Here is an 18,706-nt window from a genome sequence, read left to right as displayed (position 1 = left end):
AAATAATTAGACATACAGAGGGAGAAATTGTGTTGAAATCTATTAAAAAACTAGCCATTATATTACTAATTGTTTCAATTTTCTTTATCTCATATAAAAATATTTCAAAACAAAAAGAAGGTTATGAATTTGTTATGGAATATTTAAAGACACATAAGACAGATAAAAATGTATCTTTTATTCTACAAAGAAATGGAAAAAATCTAGTAAGTATAAATTCTGATGAGGTAATTCCTTTAGCAAGCATGATGAAACTAATTATTGCTGTAGAATTTGCTAAACAATCTGCTGAAGGAACGATTAAAGTTGATCAACAAATTCCCTTAAGTGATTTAGAAGCATATTATATAAAAGATACAGATGCCTCTAACCACCCTAATTGGATTCGTTATTTAAATGAAAAAAACATTATTCGAAATAATCAAGTAACATTAGAACAAATTGCAAAAGGAATGTTGCAGTTTAGTTCCAATGCAAATGCTGATTATTTAATAGACAAATTAGGTTTGGAAAATATTAATCAAACGATGAAAAATTTACAATTACCTCATCATCAAGAATTATATCCACTTGTATCTAGTTTATATGTTGCTGGCAATTTAAAAAAAGAAGAGAATTTAACCAAAAACGAAACCTTAATAAAAATGAAAGCTATGTCACAACAAGAATTTGCTAGGGAATCTATTAAGATTCACCAATGGATGAAAAATTCTACTGAATTTAAACAACGTAATATCCCATGCCTAGGCGATATTGAATTTCAAAGAATATGGTCAGATAATTTACCAGCCGCATCCGCAAAAGACTATCTTCTATTGATGGAACGACTGAATCGTAAAGACTATTTCCCACAGAATGTGCAGAAAGAGTTAGACAAGATTGTCGAATGGCCTATGGAGAATCCAAATAACAAGGAATGGTTAATACATGTAGGGCAAAAAGGTGGTTCAACAGCATTTCTATTAACAAACTCCCTTTATGCAAAGGATAAAGAGGGAAATATGACGGAACTAGTGTTTATGTTTAATGACTTAAATGAAACTGATTATATGAACCTGAGTGAACATTACAATGATTTCGTGTTAAAAACTTTGAATGATCAAAAATTCAGAGATCTCTTAATTGAAAATTTAGATTAATTCAGAGGTCGACCACACCATCTCTATATGGAGAGGCGGGCATGATACCATTGTGAGGGTGTGAAATCCCTGTCCACCGCAACATTCGCAAAGTAATCATGCCCGTATGGGATCCATGTCAAGCCTATACGATATGAAAATATGTTCTCAAAGTATGTGAATTTCACTCGTTTCAATTGGCTCAAATTTAATTGCGAATTGGCTCAATTTTCGGTTGTGAAATATAAAAATTCCTAAACTTTAGTTTTATCAAATACAATTTCTCAGAATTCTCCTTATTTCCATTACATAAAATGTATATTCACTATCCAGTCTAATACTTTATTTTAATAAAGCTCTTATCATGAAATATAAACGATTTGTCAGTCTAAATCTTTATTTTAGTTAATTAGACAAATACGAATAGCAATATCCCATTAGACCAAGGATGTTCAGTCTAAAACATTTTTTAAACTGAACAAGTACCTGTTTCTTATTAAAGGGTTGTTTTTCCACTAATTAATAAAAGAAAACAAACTAGAAAATGATTTTCCGCAATCGGGCGTAATTGTTGAGCAAGAAGTAAAAGGGTGATACATATTAGTCATATATAATATGTATCACCCTTTATTTTTTATGCCTTTTTACAATTTAGGTCTTGATAATGTTTATTTGTAGCGAGACTCTTATATTTTTAAATCAGAATTAAATAACATTATTATCACTTTACACATTAATAAAGTAAAAAACCATTTTGTAGAATCTCTATCCAAAATGGTTTTTGCTGTTTTATTCAAAATTTATTTCAAAGTTGCAGGTATTACAGTAAATGATAGTTTATTGACGTCTGGCGATAGCATCGGCTAATTTAATAAATTCCTCCATTGTAATATTCCCTCTCAACTTATCTTTCATTATTTTTTCCATTTCCTTTGTAACAGTTAAGCCCTCAATTGCTAAAGACGCCTTTGCTGCTTCAAAAGCTTTATGTAGTTCTTTTTCATTTTTAAACATATTCTGGCAGCCTTCTTTCATTCGATTTTTTATAAATGAAGAACATGATAGTGATTGAATTGTAATTCTTAATTAGTTGTTATACAACTTGTTAAAAACATTCTGGACAAAATAGAAAAAATGAAGGAATTAAGAGAAGAGAAAAACGTAGAAAGGATAGAAAATAATAAAATAAACGCTCTGTGGTTCGACGCAACCTACCAAGAAGCAAACGAATAACAAGGCGTTAGTACAAGGGGGAGGTCAACCTCCATATTATTCCAATTATATCATAATACCCAATCCTAAATACATATGGAATATTAACGTTAATCCTTATAAATAAAGTAAGTGACAGGTCTATATGAAAAACAATTATAAATTTCAGAAAATATTTCTGAAAAACTTAGTTTCTTAGTTAAAAGTAACAATAATTCAAGTAGAAGTATTATTTTTGAATTTTATAAATATTTAACAAGGGAGAGGAGATATTTTTATGGATTCAAAAACTTATGAAAAGCTACAGGCGCTACGTAGATATAAAGAGCCAATTCAAGCAGTATTGAGAACGGTCAAAAGACACGATAAAGACGATCCAGATACTGAATATGCTGAGTTTGCCCTTGAAAACGGAAAGATTATAGGTATTTGTAAAAAAGAGGACTTCTCTGATTACTCTTTTAGAAGTATTACACAATTCACAGGTAATATTTTTAACGTAGTAATTACTCAAATGTCTGATGAACTGGATGTAAATAAAGTTCAGGTTTCAGTAAAAGAAGCAAGCAGGAGATCTGCAGATGCTTTAATTCGTGAGTTAATAGAATTGGAGCAAGATGAAAGACTTCAAGAACCTACTTACGAAGCTGAGGTAACTGGATATAACATGAATGCTCAGGTTCCAACCATATTCTTACGCATCAATGGTGCAGAATGCTTCATGAAATTACATGAACTAAACTATGGAAGAGTGTATAAAAATGCTGTGGATCGCTATGCACCTAATGGTGAACGCATCCCAGTTAAGGTTCTACAATTTAATCCAGAGCAGCGACTAATCCACGTCTCTAGAAAAGCAGCTGTGGAAAATCCTTATCAGTTATTATCTGAATTAGCTGAAGGGGATACAATTGTAGGAAGGGTTGTAAATGTTGACCCGCGTTTTGGAGTTTTTGTTGAATTGGACCAAGGCTGCACAATTAAAGGAATTGTCCCTAAAACTATCGAACAGCCAGTATTGGATGACGTAGTAAGTATGAGAATTGTAAGTGTGGATGTGGAAAAAGAGAGAGGGTCGGGGGTTATCTTTAAGTTTCCTTTTGGACGCAAAAAAGTTAACGATCCAACGGCGTTTTTATATAACTAATGAGTGCGCCGCAGGTTTCCGTACAAGAGAATGGAAAGGCGGTTCAATATTGGCTTAATAGGGACGAATCTTTATCGATTTGGGATGACCCCTCTTTACAGGGGGGACCAATTCTTCCAGATAAATTTAAACCACTCACAGATTTACGTAGTATTTATGACAGAATTAATTCAGGATTTATAAATGAAAAAGATAACTTAATACTAAAACTTATTTGGGACTCATTAGCGATTACTGAAGCTCAAATTAAAAATTTTGTGGAATCTAAAATTAGTAGGTCCCAGGTCTCAGAATCGCTGAAAAAGCTTGTGCTGTATGGATTTGTTAGTCGGTGGGAGATAAAATCAGATCTGTTTCCGGATCAACCCAAAACCTCTGCTCCAATCACTCTAAATACTGCTGGTCATTTGATGATGTGGGCTTATCATAACCGTAATACAAACTATTCATTAAAGCCAGAACAATGGTTAAAACTTGGTGTAGCAGGGGTACAAAGATTTGTCACTATGAATCAAATAAAATATGAGTTTGCAATTGGCCAACAGTTATTAAAAACCTGGTGCTGGTATCCAAAGCTAAAAGGTACTGGTAATGGCTATAATCCAATTGCTGTTGGAGAAATTAAAACTCCAATTGGAAATCAAAACTTCATATTTGAAAGGGTACAACAGGGTCAGCGATATGCACAACATTTAAAATCGCGATTGAAAATTTGGGAAGATCAAATTCAAAATGGACCAAATAATTTATTGAATTTCGAAAACACGAAAAGTTTACCAGGTATTTTTATTTTATCTATATCTAATCTTGCTTTAGCAGAACATGTTAGAAAGGAGCTCATGTTAGACTTACGTAAGATTCCTATAATACTCGTAATAGACGAATGTATTCACAGTGAGGGATTCGCAAAATCTTTTTATATCTCAACTCAAAACGGAATTCAGCAAGCACCATTACCATTTTTGAGATAACAAGAGCTGCTTCAGTTAAATATGCTGAAGCAGCTTTTTGTGGTTAAAAGATAAAGTAGGTAACAGTCATTTGTAGTGTACTAAAGAAAATGGAGGTTTATGAAATTAACGATTCAAATCGATGTCAAAAATTATTAGTAAGATACAAATTAATTATTTCTGTAATTATTTTAATTGGCTTAGATCTGCTACTTATAAAAGGCTTTGTGGATTTATTTCCAAAAAATTTAAACAGTTTATTACTAGTATTAACGGCAGTTGCGTTGCTTACAGTAGGGCACTACAGGAAACTGTGAAGGGTCTATCTATTGAGAAGGATCTCTCTACAGTAGTACGTCAAATGTGAGCGACGGGTGCTGAGTTTCTTCAAGAGTTGACTGTTGAGTATATCTATTTGTGTCTTTCATCCAAAAATGTTAGTAATCAAACTAAATTAACTCGTTTCAAGTGTCTCAAGGCGTTTTTGGACGTTGTTTCAGTAACGGTTGGGGTGAGATTGACTTTTGGAAGGGTGTCAAAATAAAGGTTGATAGCCCTGTTAAAGAAGTTACAACGGATAGAGAAATCAAATTACATATGCAGGATAATACAAGAAAACTGAATGCCTGGTTAATTCGGTCAACTGGGCATCCGATGACTATACATGTAAAATTTTTCGTGTGACTAAATCATTATAAATAGATAAATGAGTTACTTGAAGGAGATTACAACTATGAAAACAGATAAAATCGCATCAGTAGAAACTAAGAAGAAAATGCCTTTAGGACGTAAAGTAGCTATTGGCGCAATCGGAGTATTATTCTCAATGAATATCATTCAGATGTTTTATTAAAAAAATGTTTTAGACTATAGAATAAAGTATTAGACTATTAAAAAATAGTTGTAGACTGAAAAGGTGTTTTCTGTAGAGAATTCAATAACATATGGAAGAATAAGAAAAAAGTCTCGGTGACCAAACCGAGACTTTTTTGACCATGTGATAGAACGTGAATTAGAATCATCAAATTCCCTATTCTTTAGGATATAGTTATTTCATATCTAGTATGCTTAACGATGTATATGTAAATAATTGCTCCACAAAACATATATAAGTTTATTTGTTAGATAGAATCTAACTATTATCCATACGAAACTTCCTCATACTCATGTAGAGAAGAGTCTCTAAGAAAATCGAGGACCATCTCATTGAAAATATCTTTTCTCATTACATTGAGTGGATCGAATGCATCTTGGAATAAAGCAAGGGTGCTATTTGGGATATGCTGGTGAATTGTTTTAGCTGCTTTTCCTTCATCAACACCTGTTACAACTTTTCCTGCTCCAGATAGAATTAGAGTAGGGGATTGAATGAGATGTAATAAAGAAGTATGAACAGGAAATTTTGCTTTTTTCATCATTAATAACATTTTTTTGTCTATTGAAAATGAATCGCGTAGTATTTGTTGCGTGTACGGTTCTTGTTTGTAAAATTTCATCATTAAATCAATAATTGTTGAATAGGGCAGCAAACTAAAGATGAAATTGGAAAATTGAAGTACCCATTTAGAAGTTTTAGTTGGGAATTCACTATAGCTATTAGAAATGACCAATTTTTTTACATAGGAAGGATGATGAATGGCTACTAATGTCGCCAGAATTGCTCCTTGTGAAACGCCGATTACATGAAGAGGTGTGTGGCCTAGTGTATCTAAAAATGAAATGATATCAGATACGATTAAGTCGTAATCATATACATTACCAGGAAAGGTTTTTATCGATTCTCCATGACCACGATAATCGAGAAGAATCATTTGATATTCTTTAGAAAATGATTTGATTTGTGGTTTCCACATCTTCCAAGATGCCCCGCTTCCGTGTAAAAAAAGGATTGGTTCCCCTTGTCCAAAAGACTCGTAGTGAAATTCACCGTTTTTTGTTTTAATAATTGGCATGAATAAGCCCCCCTTTTTTTTCAGTTTGCAAAAGTAAGATTACTTTTAAAATACAATATATGGAATGTATAATCAATGTAATTTTGAAATATTCACTTTGTTTAATTTCAAAATTATAAAGTGCGTCCGCTTTAATCCTGAAATGCGTTTTCATACGTTTGATAGAATAAACCCTACTATCTAGTCTAATACTTTATTTTAATAAAATTTCTTTTCTCTAAATAAAAACTATTCATTAGTCTAAATCCTTATTTAATTAATACAGAAAAATAAAAATAAAGGAATCCTATTAAGCCAGCGATACTCAGTCTAGAACATTTTTTTAATCAAACATCAGAACTTAGATAGAAACAACATTAAAGAGGAAATCAAAGAGTGGGAAGATAAATGGGAGATTGCCGAGGAGTTGTATCAGGAAGTACATGACGAGAATGAAAGTCTTAAATCTGAGTTGAAAGCCTTGAAGACGTCTAATGAGCCTGAACTTGAAGAGGAAGAATCCGAAGAAGGCGAGCAAGTAGACGAGCGATTGGAGAAGCTGAAAGAGTCTCAATACAAAGCTAGAGAACAAAAGGCTCATAAAGGTCTGAATGCTATAGGGTCTGAATCAGCTCAGGCGGAGTATAAAAAACTAATCAAGCCAAAGCTTGAAAGATGGGCTTCCGAAGATTTGCTCAGTTTCGCTCAGGAAGGGGCAAGCTTTCATGAGATAGATGATAGTCACCTACCTTGGACAGATGCTACAGAGACGAACGGGACGAATACAAAGCACATCTACAAGAATGGGTATGACCAACTAGAGATTACATACAATCTTGACGGAATCATTACAAAATCTGAATGGAAAACGGGAATGAATAAATAATGATGAAAAACTAATGCCTACACTTATAACGAGAGATCTTAATAAAGCTGTTATTGTATACTCGAACGGGAAGCAGGTCTTTAAAGGGAGATTGCAAGACTTCATTTCCATGTCATACCAAGAAAAGCAAGCCTTAAAGGTAACAACTTTCGAAATCAGAACGGAGGATGAAACCTAATGTTAACCTTACCGGAATTAGTGAGGCATAAGATGGGTTTAGAGGATTTATACTTTCATAGCTGGATATCCAATCAGGCCTTACATGGAGACTTTGGATTACATAAACGGGAGAATTTGTACAGAGATAATAAAGTTGTTTAATTTACAATAAAGTCGTTTAAAACATAATAAAGTTGTTTAAAAAACGCCAGTCATGTTATTCAGCAATCGGGCCAGATTGTAAAGTAAGATTGTACAACTAACTTGGAGGTTAGAGAAGGATTTCACGAAACTAAAATAGAATTTCACACTAATACTTTTATATGATTTATTGGATAGATTCTCTTTATTTTATGAGTAATAAGATCTATTGCATGAGTACTAATGAGATCAACAAAAATACGAGGTGTCCAAACATGAGTTTTTATTTTAAAGAATGTAAACAAAATGATATTGGGGATTTAATCCAAAGATATGTTAGTACATTAAGTTCTCCTATTGATTCTGTTTTAGAGGAGCACATTCTCAATTCCGTATTTTATACAATCAGTTACAATTCCGAAGTTGCAGGTTATTATGCCATACAGAGTAACCAGTCCCTAACTCAATTTTATTTAGATTTATCATACTACAAAAAATCCCAAGAGATTTTTGACAATGTTCTTAAGGATCATTCAATTCGGTCAATACTGGTTCCAACATGCGACGAACTTTTTTTAAGTTTGGTATTAGATCATGATTATAAGATCGAAAAACAAGCTTACTTTTTCCAAGATAACAAAGTGGAAATTCCAAAGGGAAAATTATTTAAAGGTGGAGAATTCAGAGCTGCGGTGCTTAGCGATGCTACAAAAATAACTGAGGTATGTCAGGACTTCCTTGATAAAGTGGAGGAACGTATTGAAAATAGAGAAATATTCACCTACATCAAAGGAAGTATTCTGCTTGGAATAGGGATTATCGAAACAAGTAAGTTACTTGATAGATATGGAAATATGGGCATGTTTACAAATGAACAATACAGAAAAAAAGGAATAGGCAGAACGATAATTCATCATTTAAAGGAATGGTGTTATGACAATAATCTAAATCCGATTTGCGGTTGTTGGTATTATAACACTCCCTCGAAACAAACGTTAGAAAGTGCTGGTATGGTCTCTAAAACAAGATTATTAAATATCAAAGTCCTATAGATTTTTAAATGAATGAATTTATAGCTAATCTTGAGTTATTCAAGAATCGGGCGCTTTAATTGAGCAAGGATCACAAAAATTATCAAACTTTTTTATAAAAGGTTGATTCAATTGAATATAGAAAAAGCGTGTTTTTATCAATCTTTTTTTCAAAACACGCTTTTTCTATTCGTTCTTTTATCAAGGTTTATTCAAAAGCTATAATAAATTTCAAATGTTTGATTTGAAAAATGTTTAAACTGTTAAAAAATAGTTGTAGACAGTAAAAACTTATGATTTTCTTGACATATATACCTAATATTATAATAATGTAGGAGAAAGGCAGGTTTTGAAAATGGAAAAACAAGCTGTTGTACTTACATTTCAGGAAGATATGCAGTCATACAAAACATTCTCTGTTATTAAAAAGCTTCACCTTGAGCATCAATTAAAAGTAGACCAAATTGCCGTTATTAAAAGAAAAATAGATGGCGAATTATCAGTAGAAGACTTCTTGGATATTACCGGTGCTGATAAAACAAATAGGGGCGGTTTAGTCGGTATGTTTGTTGGAATACTAGGTGGACCTTTCGGTGTATTATTAGGTGGACTAATCGGATCCACAATCGGTATCTTCCAAGATAAAAAAGAGATTACACATGCATATTCTGTTTTTGAAAATACATTAAAATCGATCAAACCGGGAAAAACAGGGGTCATCGTAATTGTTGAAGAACAGACAGAAGAGACATTAAATAACCTTGTACAAGAAGGAAACGGGAAAATAGATCGTTACCTAGAAGCTACTTTACGTTCCGAAATTGAGGCAGAACGTAAAAAATTAAACACTAAGTAATTAATGAATTACCTCCGCGAATCATGGTACTTAAAAGAGTCCATGATTCGTTTTTTATTTGGTTCTGCTTTTTTTTAATATATGTATGTATTCGGAAGTCGATAGAAAGAAGCGTGGCTTTGAAATAAAGTTGAACTGTTTTTCAATTATCAAGACCTAAATTGAAAAATACTTAAAATATCAAGGCCCTAACATATTATACATGGCTAATATGTTAGGGTCTTTTGTTTTTGGTAATGAGTTTTGTAACGAAATTTGAATAGTATTTTTTTCTATTTGAGTAGAAATAACTAAAGTTCCATTAACCGTCGTTTATGGTTAATGGAACTACTCGTAGCTTTTTATGTGATGCCCATTTTTAAGATGTAATAAAAGGTAGAACAGTTGTATCATGAATTTGCCAAATTCCTTGTATCTGTTGTCCCATATGGAAGAATCTCGTATATTTTTGCAGCAAGTGCCTGAGGAGACTCCCTTGACCCTCTTTTAATCCAATCGGTAACAATATTGAAGATACCGCCTGCTAAAAACAGGATTTGCATTCTGCTCATGTCATGATCGTGTGTAATATCCGCTTGAAAGACCTTTTCCATTGTATAATTCAAGTAATCAAGCATCATATTAGATATATTTGAATCAATTAACTTTCCTGACGGCTTCTGTGCAGAGACAAATCCCTCTATGATATATTCAATAATTAGCTGCATACTTTCATACGGATTCAAACTATCAACCTCTTTCAAGAATTGTTGAACAATTTCATCCACAGATGCTTGCACGACGTCGTAAACGTTGCGGTAGTATTTGTAGAATGTGACTCTGGCAACTCCAGCCTTTTTACAAATCGCTGTTACGGTTATATCTTGCAATTTATGTTCATGCAACAGTGCGCTCAATGCCTCCATAATGTATCTTTGAGAGTGTATACTGTCTTCTCTTGACTTCCTCAAAGCTAACACATCCCTTCATTCTGTTCGTTTTAAGTGCAAATCATCACATATTGCTTGAAAGATGAAAATTCACTGTTATACTTACACTTGTAAGTACAATTGTTAGTGTAGTGATAATTTCATTGTATAAAAGGGCATTATTGCTGTCAATGTGTACCATTTTCTTTGTTTCTTACTGGCAATTTGTCGCCATTTTGCAAGCTATAAATAGGGAGGGATATTCAGATACAATCTATAATATGAATTTTAAAATCATATTATATAAATAATATGTATTATAGGTATTTGTACGTTTTTAGATTACAACGTAAGAACAAGAAAAATTTTTGACAAGAATAGGGTGAGATTCAATTGGCAAAATATCTGTATAAGTTAGGCTATTGGGCAGTAAATCATAGAAAAAAGGTTGTATTCAGTGCACTCGCAATTCTCATTGCATTAGTGCTTTTTGCAGTCAACATGGGTTCCTCTTTCAAGGACGAGCTGAGTATTCCGAATACACCGGCAGATAAAGCAGGAAAAGTAATTGAAAAAGAGTTTAAAGCGATGCAACCAGCAGGTGCCCAAGTAAAAGTGGCATTTAAAGCACCAAAAAACGAAACCTTGGAGTCAGCGGAAGTACAACAGAAAATTGCAGGCGTTCTTGAAGAGATAAAAAAAGACTCAGCTGTTGATTCTGTGGCAGCACCGATGCAACTGCAGAACCTCAGTGAAGATAAGACAATTGGATATGCAGTTGTTACGTACAAAGTAAAAGCAGAAAAGGTTACAGAAGCTTCTAAAGATAAGATTTTAGATAGTATTGAAACAACAAGGGATGCCGGCATTCAAACGGAGTTATCAGGAGGCGATGTTACGTTTTCTGACTCAGAGACTTCAGGTATGACTGAAATTGTCGGAGTTCTTGTTGCCTTCGTAGTCCTGGCATTTACCTTTGTGTCTTTTCTAGTAGCTGGACTGCCGATTCTCACTGCGATAATCGGATTAGCAATTGGAATGCTAGGAATCATGATTGGAACCAATTATGTGGAAATCCAATCAGTTTCCTTATCATTAGCTGCCATGCTGGGACTCGCAGTAGGCATAGACTATGCACTCTTCATTATCAATCGTTTTAGACAGCAGCTTGCACAAGGAGATTCTGTTCCAGAATCTGTTGCCATCGCAACGGGAACAGCGGGAAGTGCCGTAATCTTCGCAGGATTAACTGTTATTATAGGTCTTTTGGGACTGTCTGTTACAAAGATTCCATTCCTGACAGCGATGGGCGTATCCGCTGCCTTTACTGTGCTTGCAGCTGTGTTGGTTTCCGTCATCATATTACCAGCCATTTTGGGACTTGTCGGCCATAAGATTGCCCCATCTAAACAAAATCGATTCTTGCAAAAGATGACTGGGGCAGGTAAGAAACATGCTGGTTCAAATAAATGGGGAGAATTTGTCATAAGACGTCCTCTGATTGTTACGATTTTCGCAATCGGACTACTTGCAGTGATTTCAATTCCGTTTTTCCATATGAACCTTGGCCTGCCTTCTGATGGAACAACAAAGTCCACAGAAACGACAGAAAGAAGAGCATATGATTTATTGACGGAAGCGTATGGGGAAGGATTTCATGCTTCTTTAATGGTAGTAGCAAAATCAGAAGAAGCAACAGCTGAAACGCAAAATACTATGAACACCATCGCAAAAGAATTGGGTAAACTACCTGACGTGAAAAGTGTGACACCAGCTATCCCGGGGCCTTCTGGAAAGATTTATATGATTTCTATCACACCAAAAACTGGACCTGACGATACAAAGACGAAGGATTTGGTAAAAGCAATCAGGGACAAATCGAACCAAACCGAGAAAAAAAATGAAATTGAACTAATGGTAACGGGCACAGCAGCGATGAATATTGATATTGTGCAAAAGCTGAGTGACGCCTTGCCAGTTTTCGCTGCCCTTATTGTGGGACTTGCGTATGTACTCTTAGTTCTAGTGTTTAGATCTCTGCTCATTCCATTAAAAGCAGTATTAGGGTTTCTACTTTCTCTTGGCGCTACGTTGGGAGCCGTGGTATTTTTCGTGCAGGATGGACATTTCCAAAATATATTTGGGTTCCCGGCTGCCGGTCCGATCTTAGCCTTCTTGCCTGTCATTCTGATTGGCATCTTGTTCGGACTCGCCATGGACTATGAGGTGTTCCTAGTGAGCAAGATGCGGGAAGTATATACGCATACAGGTGATCCGAAGAGAGCTATTGTAGAGGGAATGCGGGAGAGCGGGAGAGTCGTAGTCGCAGCGGGATTAATTATGATGTCTGTATTTATTGGATTCATGTTGGCGCCTGATACCATCATTAAATCCATAGGCATGGCTCTTACATTCGGTGTTTTCTTTGACGCATTCATCGTGAGAATGACAATCGTACCTGCGGTCATGACTCTCATGGGCAAGTCAGCCTGGTACTTGCCAAAATGGCTGGATAAAATTTTGCCTAACATTGATGTTGAAGGAGAAAGCATTACGCATGAAAAACAAAAGTGAAAAGACATATAAACAGAACAGTTAAAGTTAATTCATAGTTGTATTCAGTTAAAAAACCGCTTCCCTATAAAATAGAAGCGGTTTTTTTAAGAGAAAGTATTTATCCATCATGTCATTTTGTACTTCTTCATTTCGATAGAGGTAGTCATAGAAGTTTGCAATAACAGTAATTGTTAGGTTGATAGTTTTTTCTGTTCGTTTGGCTTTTTCCTGCCTTATCTAAATACTTCCTCACAGGAACTATAGGCGTTCTAGCTTTATCAAGAAGCATGTATCTTTTCTTATTACCATCAAGTAACACTTCCTGTACTTTCATAACATACTCCTCCTTAAATCATAAGATTATAAAATAAACATATTAAACTAGAATTTTTTTATATAGTTTATAATTCTAGAATGTATTAAAAAAGAGGAGATTAGCTCATATATTGAACTAATTATCCTCTAATAATCATAGTACAGTTAATTGAAAAAAGTTCAACCGTTTATATATGGATTTTTGTTTATGTAAGGTTTTTACTTATTAAGCACCCGTTACTTTGAGTACATTTATTCACAATTCTCTTCTTTTAAACAAATTTCGATGAATGCAAAAATATTCTTTGCCTTAATAGCACGCCTTCCCCAGTCATGGTAAAAGTATAAAACTTGTCCTGAAACTCCAACTTCAGATGGATCTGTATCAATGCAAAGGTAATCTCCGCCACCATTTTCTGCAATTGGAATCCACTTAGAATTCCAAAGAACTGGTTTAAGCTCTTTTTCAATATCTGGCTCTAAATCATCATCAGGATCGAATTCTTCCTGTAAAAATTTCCAATTATCGATAATTTCAGAAGTAGGGGACAGAGTCAAATTCCTTACAAATGGATTCACCCCGGGTTCCCAAGTTTGTCCGTTATACACTCTGTAAAAGCTCTTCATTTCTTCAGGGAGTGTAACCCCCAGTGTATCCTCAATAAGTTGAAACTCTTCATCACTTGCACCTGTCTGAAGATTTAATGATTCTTTAAAGTTACCTTCAAAATTTGATCCTCTTTCGATAATACGTTGCCACAGCCATTCAGCTTGATTTATCATGCTATTTTTCCTCCTCTTACGTCTCAAACATAATACCTTCACTACAGGATTGTTTAGTCAATTTTAATCTTATTCAAAATCAAATTCTCATTTCTTCTTACACAAATAAATTTTACCATATTTTTTTCTTATTCCACGAACGGGGCAGGTTAGTTCAATAAGGTTATTGTGAATAATGCTAATTTTTCCATAGTTGTTATAATACTAATAGTGCAGGTTAGATTAAAAGCCTAGGACAGAGATAATATTGGAGGTAGTTAAAATGGGAAAGAGTGAGATGTTTAAAGATTTTAATTTTAAATTAGTGGTAATTGAAGCTTTATTAGATAAAGAGCCACTATTTCTAAAAGAATTAACAGACTTAATAGATAAGTATACGAATAATTTCGAATGGTATTCTGGAGCTGGACCAATTGTTGAAATCAGAGATTATTTAGAAGAGTTAACTTTGGAAATAAGTGATTTGGAAAAGATTGAATCCCTTTGCTTTGATGGGGGGAATGAAATTTATCATATCCTAAAGCCAGATTGGGATGGCGAAGACAGTTTATTTGATGTAATATCTGTTGAAGGATTTCAGAATCTAAAAAATTTAAAAACAGTGGAATATATTTCACTGTGTTATCCAAAAGTATTAGAACCATTTAAACAAGCTGGAATTGAAATTGAGGATTAATGAGGAGTTCTTGGAATCCGATATACTTTAATTTGGGTACATCCCCGCTAACTAAACCAGTATAATCGCTCATCATCTACCCTTTTTTCTGTTTATAAAAACATTGAAGATGAGAATTTTAAGTATTATATAGTGAAAAATAAGAAGGATATTTTTCACTGCCGTGAACTACTCGCCACTTAGCAAAGCTTGAAGTGGGAGCTTCTCAGTTCCACGATGAAAGCAACCTTTCGTCTCCCTGAGCGTTACTTCGGGTGTTCCATCCCTAGATGTCCAACGCTTGGACGCTCTTTTGGTACGGTTGATATTTTACTCAGGAACCGAATGGCTTGGTTTTCGCACTCTATTTTCTTCCTGCAACCTCATATATCAAGTTATCAAAAGTTTTTGGCTATGCCAAACCGAAATTCATCTCCCACCTACCGTTGGGCTATACCCTTCACACGCTTGAGGAAGGAGAATTCTTTCGGGGAATTCGTTAAAGGATCGAGCTACCAAGGTAGTATCTTACGGTAATAATAAACGTTTTACAAAAACTACAACATATCAACGAAATGAGTATGTAGCTGAGCTAGCTAAAAGGCGTGCACAAGGTATATGCGGGTTGTGTGAACAGCATGCTCCTTTCCAAGATAAAAAAGGGAATCCATACTTAGAAGCACATCATGTGAAATGGCTATCAGAGGATGGAGAAGATACGATTTATAATACTGTTGGAGTATGTGCGAATTGTCATCGGAAGCTGCATGTTTTAAATCTACATGAAGATGTTGCAAAATTAGAGAAAAAGCTGGCGCGATATAAGCAAAAAGACGAGATATAGAGAGTATATGTACTAAATAAGATGTGAAAGAAGTGACGATTCATGAAGAAAAAAGTATCGGTTGTTGGAGCGGTCATTTTTAATGAGAAGAATGAAATACTATGTGCATTACGTTCTCCTGCAATGTCATTACCGAACTATTGGGAATTTCCAGGTGGGAAAATTAATGAAGGGGAAATGCCGCAAGATGCGTTAATACGTGAGATCAAAGAAGAACTAGGATGTTTAATTACTGTTGGTGAAAAAATAGAAGAAGTGGATCATGAGTATGAGAATATTATAGTTCATCTTGCTACTTATAAGGCATACATAGAGTCCGGTATACCAAAAGCGCTTGAGCATGCCGAGTTGATATGGGTTCATGTTAATAATTTATTGGAGTTAAAGTGGGCCCCGGCGGATCTTCCAACCGTAGGAGTTTTATGTTTAAAGTTTAAAAATTAAGGTCTGAAATAAGAAATAATGAGACAGATTTTTATAGGTTATAAACTGTTTTGAAAGTAGTTGTATGACTCCGGTGGCTCGGGCTCATGATCTTTACCCTGTCAAGGTAGCGCTCTCCCTGCTGAGCTATGGGGTCCCAATAAACGGACGGGACAATCGCTGCTTAATAAACGGTTAAATGCAAAGTACAGGTTGTGAGGGTTGTCCAAAAGGTGCGGTAAAGCTAACAGAGAATGGACTTAATGTGTTACGGGCGTTAGGGTAATACGAGGATATTGATTATATATGGGGGTAAATAAGTTGAAAAACATTGAAGTTCTAAATACATACATTGAAGGGTTTTCTGATGCTCTCCCTACGTGGTTAAAGCATCTAATCGAGGCAGAGGAGATACATCAAAACTATGAGAATGTACAGGTACTTGGTGCATTAAAAACGGATGCGGTGTTGTACTATGTACACCGTACGCTGCAAGTGTTAGATGGGTTGTCTTTAGATGAAGAAGCGTATCGCATTATTGAAAAGGTACTAACGTATAGTGAGCTTGCAAAGGTAGGCTCTTTAAAGCAGCGGGAGCAATGGAAGAAAAACGGGATTAACCTATTGGTACATAACGAAGGTTCTGCTGATATCTTTAGTGATATTCAGTTTATCGAACGTATAGAGACAAACTTAAACTCTACTGAGTATTTGTTTGTTCGAGATTTAATTAGAACACATGGATTAATCGGGCAGTATATCCGCGGGGAGGCTCGTTTGGACTCTCATGTTGATTTGATTAACACGTATAAAGAAGAGTACGGAGAGGGTAGGTTAAAGGAGATTCTATACTATCTTAACCAATGTATTATTGAGGGCGTATCAAAATCCTTGTGGAGTGAAGTAAAGGACGATGTGAAGATTACAATTGATGGTCTGTTTGATGGCTATGTGGAGCCATTTACTTCTCGCATACATAGACTCACGCCAAAACATAAGGAGTCAGCATTTGAAAAAGATATAATTATGGGGAGCGAGAAGAGTGGCGTTCAAACCTTTTTATCTGATAAGGATTTGTGGTATGTAGAACCGTCTATGCATGCTCTTAGCTTCGAGGATATTTGGACAGTTTTTGTTAAGTTAAAGAACGAGATAGGCACTGGAAAGGTTCAGCATATCCATTTCGAGAAATTGATGCAGCAGTTGCACTATGATTTCAAAGGCGAGAAGAAGGACAACGTGTATCGTAAGCGGGTTATTGAGAAGTATCTACGGGAGTACCGTGAGAACGAGAAGCCGGATACAACGCATGTTTCTTTTGAGGCTAAAGTCGATGAAGATATGAAGACTGCGTATGTGTCGTTTCAGTTTTCTGCTGTAGGTGAGGCGTTAATTACCTTCTGTGTAGAGGCAGAAAAGATAGATATGATGCATGCTCGGGCAAATGTGCTGCTGTTTGATTTCTTCGGGTTACGTAAGGATGCGTATGATAGATTCCATAACGAAGAAGTGTATCTGGAGCATATGAATAGTTCGGCTGATGATAAACGAATTATTCTTGATTATATAAAGGGAGATACGGTTGTAGATGTCGGAGCCGGTGGTGGTGTCATGCTAGACATGATTGAAGAAGAGACCGAGGATAAACGAATCTACGGTATCGATATTTCCGAAAACGTGATTGATACGTTGAAAAAGAAGAAGCAGAACGAGGGTCGTTTTTGGGACGTCATTAAAGGGGATGCAATCAACTTAAGCAGCTCGTTTGATAAAGAATCGGTTGATACGATTGTATATTCTTCTATCCTTCATGAGCTGTTCTCTTATATCGAGTATGAAGGTAAGAAATTCAATCATGAAGTAATTAAAAAGGGTCTGCAAAGTGCTTATGAGGTGTTAAAGCCAGGAGGTCGTATTATCATTCGTGATGGTATCATGACCGAAGATAAAACGTTAATGCGTGTGATTCGTTTTAAAGATGCGGGCGGAATGAATTTCTTAGAGCAGTATGTCCATGAATTTAAGGGGCGTATAATCCAGTATGAGGTACTTGCAGACAATACAGTCAAAATGCCTGTTAACGATGCGATGGAGTTCTTATATACGTATACCTGGGGCGAGGATTCCTTCGTTCATGAGGTGCAGGAGCAGTTTGGAATCTTTACACCCAACGACTATAAGGATTTCGTAAAGGGTATCTTTGGAGATCAAGTAAACATCATTCAAGCTATGAACTATTTGCAGGATGGATATATAAATCATCTAAACGAGAAAATTGAGTTTAAAGATGAGTCTGGGAATGCAGTTGCGCTACCGGATAGTACGTTCTTTATGGTTTTAGAAAAGGTGAAGTAATGGGTTATTGGTACAAGTAAAGTATAAAGGGATAAAGGGCAATGAAAATCTTAGAAATGCAATACACAAAGGAAGATAAAACATCTTTACAATCTAGGGTTGTCGAGTGCTGATGATACGTTTTGTTTATTCATTTTACCCCCCCAATATTTGTTAATTCAATTATATAAGACAGAAAAATCGCTGGGAAGCGGTAAATAAGACTGAATTGTATAAAAATGAGGTTTGATTTGAAAACGGCTTTCCAAATCGGTTTATTTTGCGTTTTAATGAAGAAGTTAATACAATAGGTCTTATTTATTATAAAAACGCATGTAAAGATGGATACAGGCTTTACATACGTTTTTAGGAAAAATAAAAAGGGTAGTCATTATTTACGACTTAACCCTTTCTCTACGAGCTGACGAATTGCTTCATTTTGATTCTTAGCCTATTT

The 18,706-nt window shown here is 35.0% G+C and carries 15 protein-coding genes and 2 pseudogenes; 12 read left to right on the top strand and 5 right to left on the bottom strand.

From position 1 onward, the window contains the following. Nucleotides 1–1,139, top strand: a 1,139-nt coding sequence (locus tag V7038_RS24015) for a serine hydrolase (protein WP_335695746.1), incomplete at its 5' end; no start/stop codon positions are given. An 816-nt stretch (nt 1,140–1,955) separates the two neighbouring features. On the opposite strand, the gene V7038_RS24010 is transcribed toward V7038_RS24015, so the two are convergent. Then, nucleotides 1,956–2,132 (bottom strand): antitoxin VbhA family protein, encoded by a 177-nt coding sequence (locus V7038_RS24010; RefSeq protein ID WP_002162104.1) that lies wholly within the window; start codon nt 2,130–2,132, stop codon nt 1,956–1,958. 475 nt (nt 2,133–2,607) lie between these two features. Here V7038_RS24010 and V7038_RS24005 point away from each other — a divergent pair, with 475 nt between their 5' ends. The 3 genes and pseudogenes from V7038_RS24005 to V7038_RS23995 all read left to right on the top strand — a co-directional run. Continuing rightward, entirely contained in the window at nt 2,608–3,477 is an 870-nt protein-coding gene (locus V7038_RS24005; protein ID WP_335695745.1) for an RNA-binding protein, read from the top strand. Then, a complete protein-coding gene (locus tag V7038_RS24000; RefSeq protein ID WP_335695744.1) occupies nt 3,477–4,448 on the top strand; it encodes a hypothetical protein in 972 nt (323 codons plus the stop codon). The genes V7038_RS24005 and V7038_RS24000 overlap by 1 nt, the downstream gene beginning before the upstream one ends. Nucleotides 4,449–4,812: 364 nt before the next feature. After that, nucleotides 4,813–5,051 (top strand): annotated as a pseudogene (locus tag V7038_RS23995) (tyrosine-type recombinase/integrase); the annotation flags it as partial. Nucleotides 5,052–5,566: 515 nt separating this feature from the next. Here V7038_RS23995 and V7038_RS23990 read toward each other — a convergent pair. Then, on the bottom strand, nt 5,567–6,379 hold the full coding sequence (locus V7038_RS23990) for an alpha/beta fold hydrolase (protein ID WP_335695743.1): 813 nt from the start codon (nt 6,377–6,379) through the stop codon (nt 5,567–5,569). A 460-nt stretch (nt 6,380–6,839) separates the two neighbouring features. Here V7038_RS23990 and V7038_RS23985 point away from each other — a divergent pair, with 460 nt between their 5' ends. The 3 genes from V7038_RS23985 (at nt 6,840) to V7038_RS23975 (ending at nt 9,431) form a co-directional block, all read left to right on the top strand. Beyond that, nucleotides 6,840–7,244, top strand: a complete 405-nt coding sequence (locus V7038_RS23985; RefSeq protein ID WP_234813701.1) for a hypothetical protein — start codon at nt 6,840–6,842, stop codon at nt 7,242–7,244. A gap of 575 nt (nt 7,245–7,819) precedes the next feature. Beyond that, nucleotides 7,820–8,596, top strand: a complete 777-nt coding sequence (locus V7038_RS23980) for a GNAT family N-acetyltransferase (RefSeq protein ID WP_335695742.1) — start codon at nt 7,820–7,822, stop codon at nt 8,594–8,596. Between the two features lie 334 nt (nt 8,597–8,930). Continuing rightward, the gene (locus V7038_RS23975) at nt 8,931–9,431 is read left to right on the top strand and encodes a DUF1269 domain-containing protein (protein WP_098988890.1); all 501 of its coding nucleotides are present in this window, start codon (nt 8,931–8,933) and stop codon (nt 9,429–9,431) included. A 389-nt stretch (nt 9,432–9,820) separates the two neighbouring features. On the opposite strand, the gene V7038_RS23970 is transcribed toward V7038_RS23975, so the two are convergent. Then, nucleotides 9,821–10,336 (bottom strand): TetR/AcrR family transcriptional regulator, encoded by a 516-nt coding sequence (locus V7038_RS23970; protein WP_335695747.1) that lies wholly within the window; start codon nt 10,334–10,336, stop codon nt 9,821–9,823. Nucleotides 10,337–10,732: 396 nt separating this feature from the next. Between V7038_RS23970 and V7038_RS23965 the strand changes: the two genes are divergently transcribed. Then, a complete protein-coding gene (locus V7038_RS23965) occupies nt 10,733–12,913 on the top strand; it encodes an MMPL family transporter (RefSeq protein ID WP_335695741.1) in 2,181 nt (726 codons plus the stop codon). 99 nt (nt 12,914–13,012) lie between these two features. Here the strand turns inward: V7038_RS23965 and V7038_RS23960 are convergent. Next, nucleotides 13,013–13,229 (bottom strand): annotated as a pseudogene (locus tag V7038_RS23960) (hypothetical protein); the annotation flags it as partial. 233 nt (nt 13,230–13,462) lie between these two features. Next, nucleotides 13,463–13,993 (bottom strand): SMI1/KNR4 family protein, encoded by a 531-nt coding sequence (locus V7038_RS23955; protein WP_335695740.1) that lies wholly within the window; start codon nt 13,991–13,993, stop codon nt 13,463–13,465. A 262-nt stretch (nt 13,994–14,255) separates the two neighbouring features. Here V7038_RS23955 and V7038_RS23950 point away from each other — a divergent pair, with 262 nt between their 5' ends. From V7038_RS23950 to V7038_RS23935, 4 genes are all read left to right on the top strand, one after another. Beyond that, a complete protein-coding gene (locus V7038_RS23950) occupies nt 14,256–14,669 on the top strand; it encodes a DUF6892 domain-containing protein (protein ID WP_002203199.1) in 414 nt (137 codons plus the stop codon). A 604-nt stretch (nt 14,670–15,273) separates the two neighbouring features. Beyond that, nucleotides 15,274–15,492: an HNH endonuclease gene (locus V7038_RS23945; protein ID WP_002203200.1), complete on the top strand. Its 219-nt coding sequence runs from the start codon at nt 15,274–15,276 to the stop codon at nt 15,490–15,492. 42 nt (nt 15,493–15,534) lie between these two features. After that, nucleotides 15,535–15,936 carry a (deoxy)nucleoside triphosphate pyrophosphohydrolase gene (locus tag V7038_RS23940; RefSeq protein WP_070146418.1) on the top strand — a complete coding sequence of 134 codons (402 nt, stop codon included), beginning with the start codon at nt 15,535–15,537 and terminating at the stop codon, nt 15,934–15,936. A gap of 285 nt (nt 15,937–16,221) precedes the next feature. After that, entirely contained in the window at nt 16,222–18,270 is a 2,049-nt protein-coding gene (locus tag V7038_RS23935) for a class I SAM-dependent methyltransferase (RefSeq protein ID WP_335695739.1), read from the top strand. Nucleotides 18,271–18,706 lie beyond the last annotated feature (436 nt).

Origin of the sequence: Bacillus sp. JJ783, from assembly GCF_036963225.1 — a bacterium.
GTDB lineage: Bacteria > Bacillota > Bacilli > Bacillales > Bacillaceae_G > Bacillus_A > Bacillus_A cereus_U.
The sequence above is the reverse complement of the archived record's forward strand: the minus strand, read 5'-3'. Positions and strand labels throughout refer to the sequence as shown.

Excerpts from the sequence above, each read along its gene's own strand:
- V7038_RS24010 (WP_002162104.1), bottom strand. The coding sequence starts at position 2,132 with ATGTTTAAAAATGAAAAAGAACTACATAAAGCTTTTGAAGCAGCAAAG.
- V7038_RS24005 (WP_335695745.1), top strand. The coding sequence starts at position 2,608 with ATGGATTCAAAAACTTATGAAAAGCTACAGGCGCTACGTAGATATAAA.
- V7038_RS24000 (WP_335695744.1), top strand. The coding sequence starts at position 3,477 with ATGAGTGCGCCGCAGGTTTCCGTACAAGAGAATGGAAAGGCGGTTCAA.
- V7038_RS23990 (WP_335695743.1), bottom strand. The coding sequence starts at position 6,379 with ATGCCAATTATTAAAACAAAAAACGGTGAATTTCACTACGAGTCTTTT.
- V7038_RS23980 (WP_335695742.1), top strand. The coding sequence starts at position 7,820 with ATGAGTTTTTATTTTAAAGAATGTAAACAAAATGATATTGGGGATTTA.
- V7038_RS23975 (WP_098988890.1), top strand. The coding sequence starts at position 8,931 with ATGGAAAAACAAGCTGTTGTACTTACATTTCAGGAAGATATGCAGTCA.
- V7038_RS23970 (WP_335695747.1), bottom strand. The coding sequence starts at position 10,336 with ATGGAGGCATTGAGCGCACTGTTGCATGAACATAAATTGCAAGATATA.
- V7038_RS23955 (WP_335695740.1), bottom strand. The coding sequence starts at position 13,993 with ATGATAAATCAAGCTGAATGGCTGTGGCAACGTATTATCGAAAGAGGA.
- V7038_RS23950 (WP_002203199.1), top strand. The coding sequence starts at position 14,256 with ATGGGAAAGAGTGAGATGTTTAAAGATTTTAATTTTAAATTAGTGGTA.
- V7038_RS23940 (WP_070146418.1), top strand. The coding sequence starts at position 15,535 with ATGAAGAAAAAAGTATCGGTTGTTGGAGCGGTCATTTTTAATGAGAAG.
- V7038_RS23935 (WP_335695739.1), top strand. The coding sequence starts at position 16,222 with ATGGGGGTAAATAAGTTGAAAAACATTGAAGTTCTAAATACATACATT.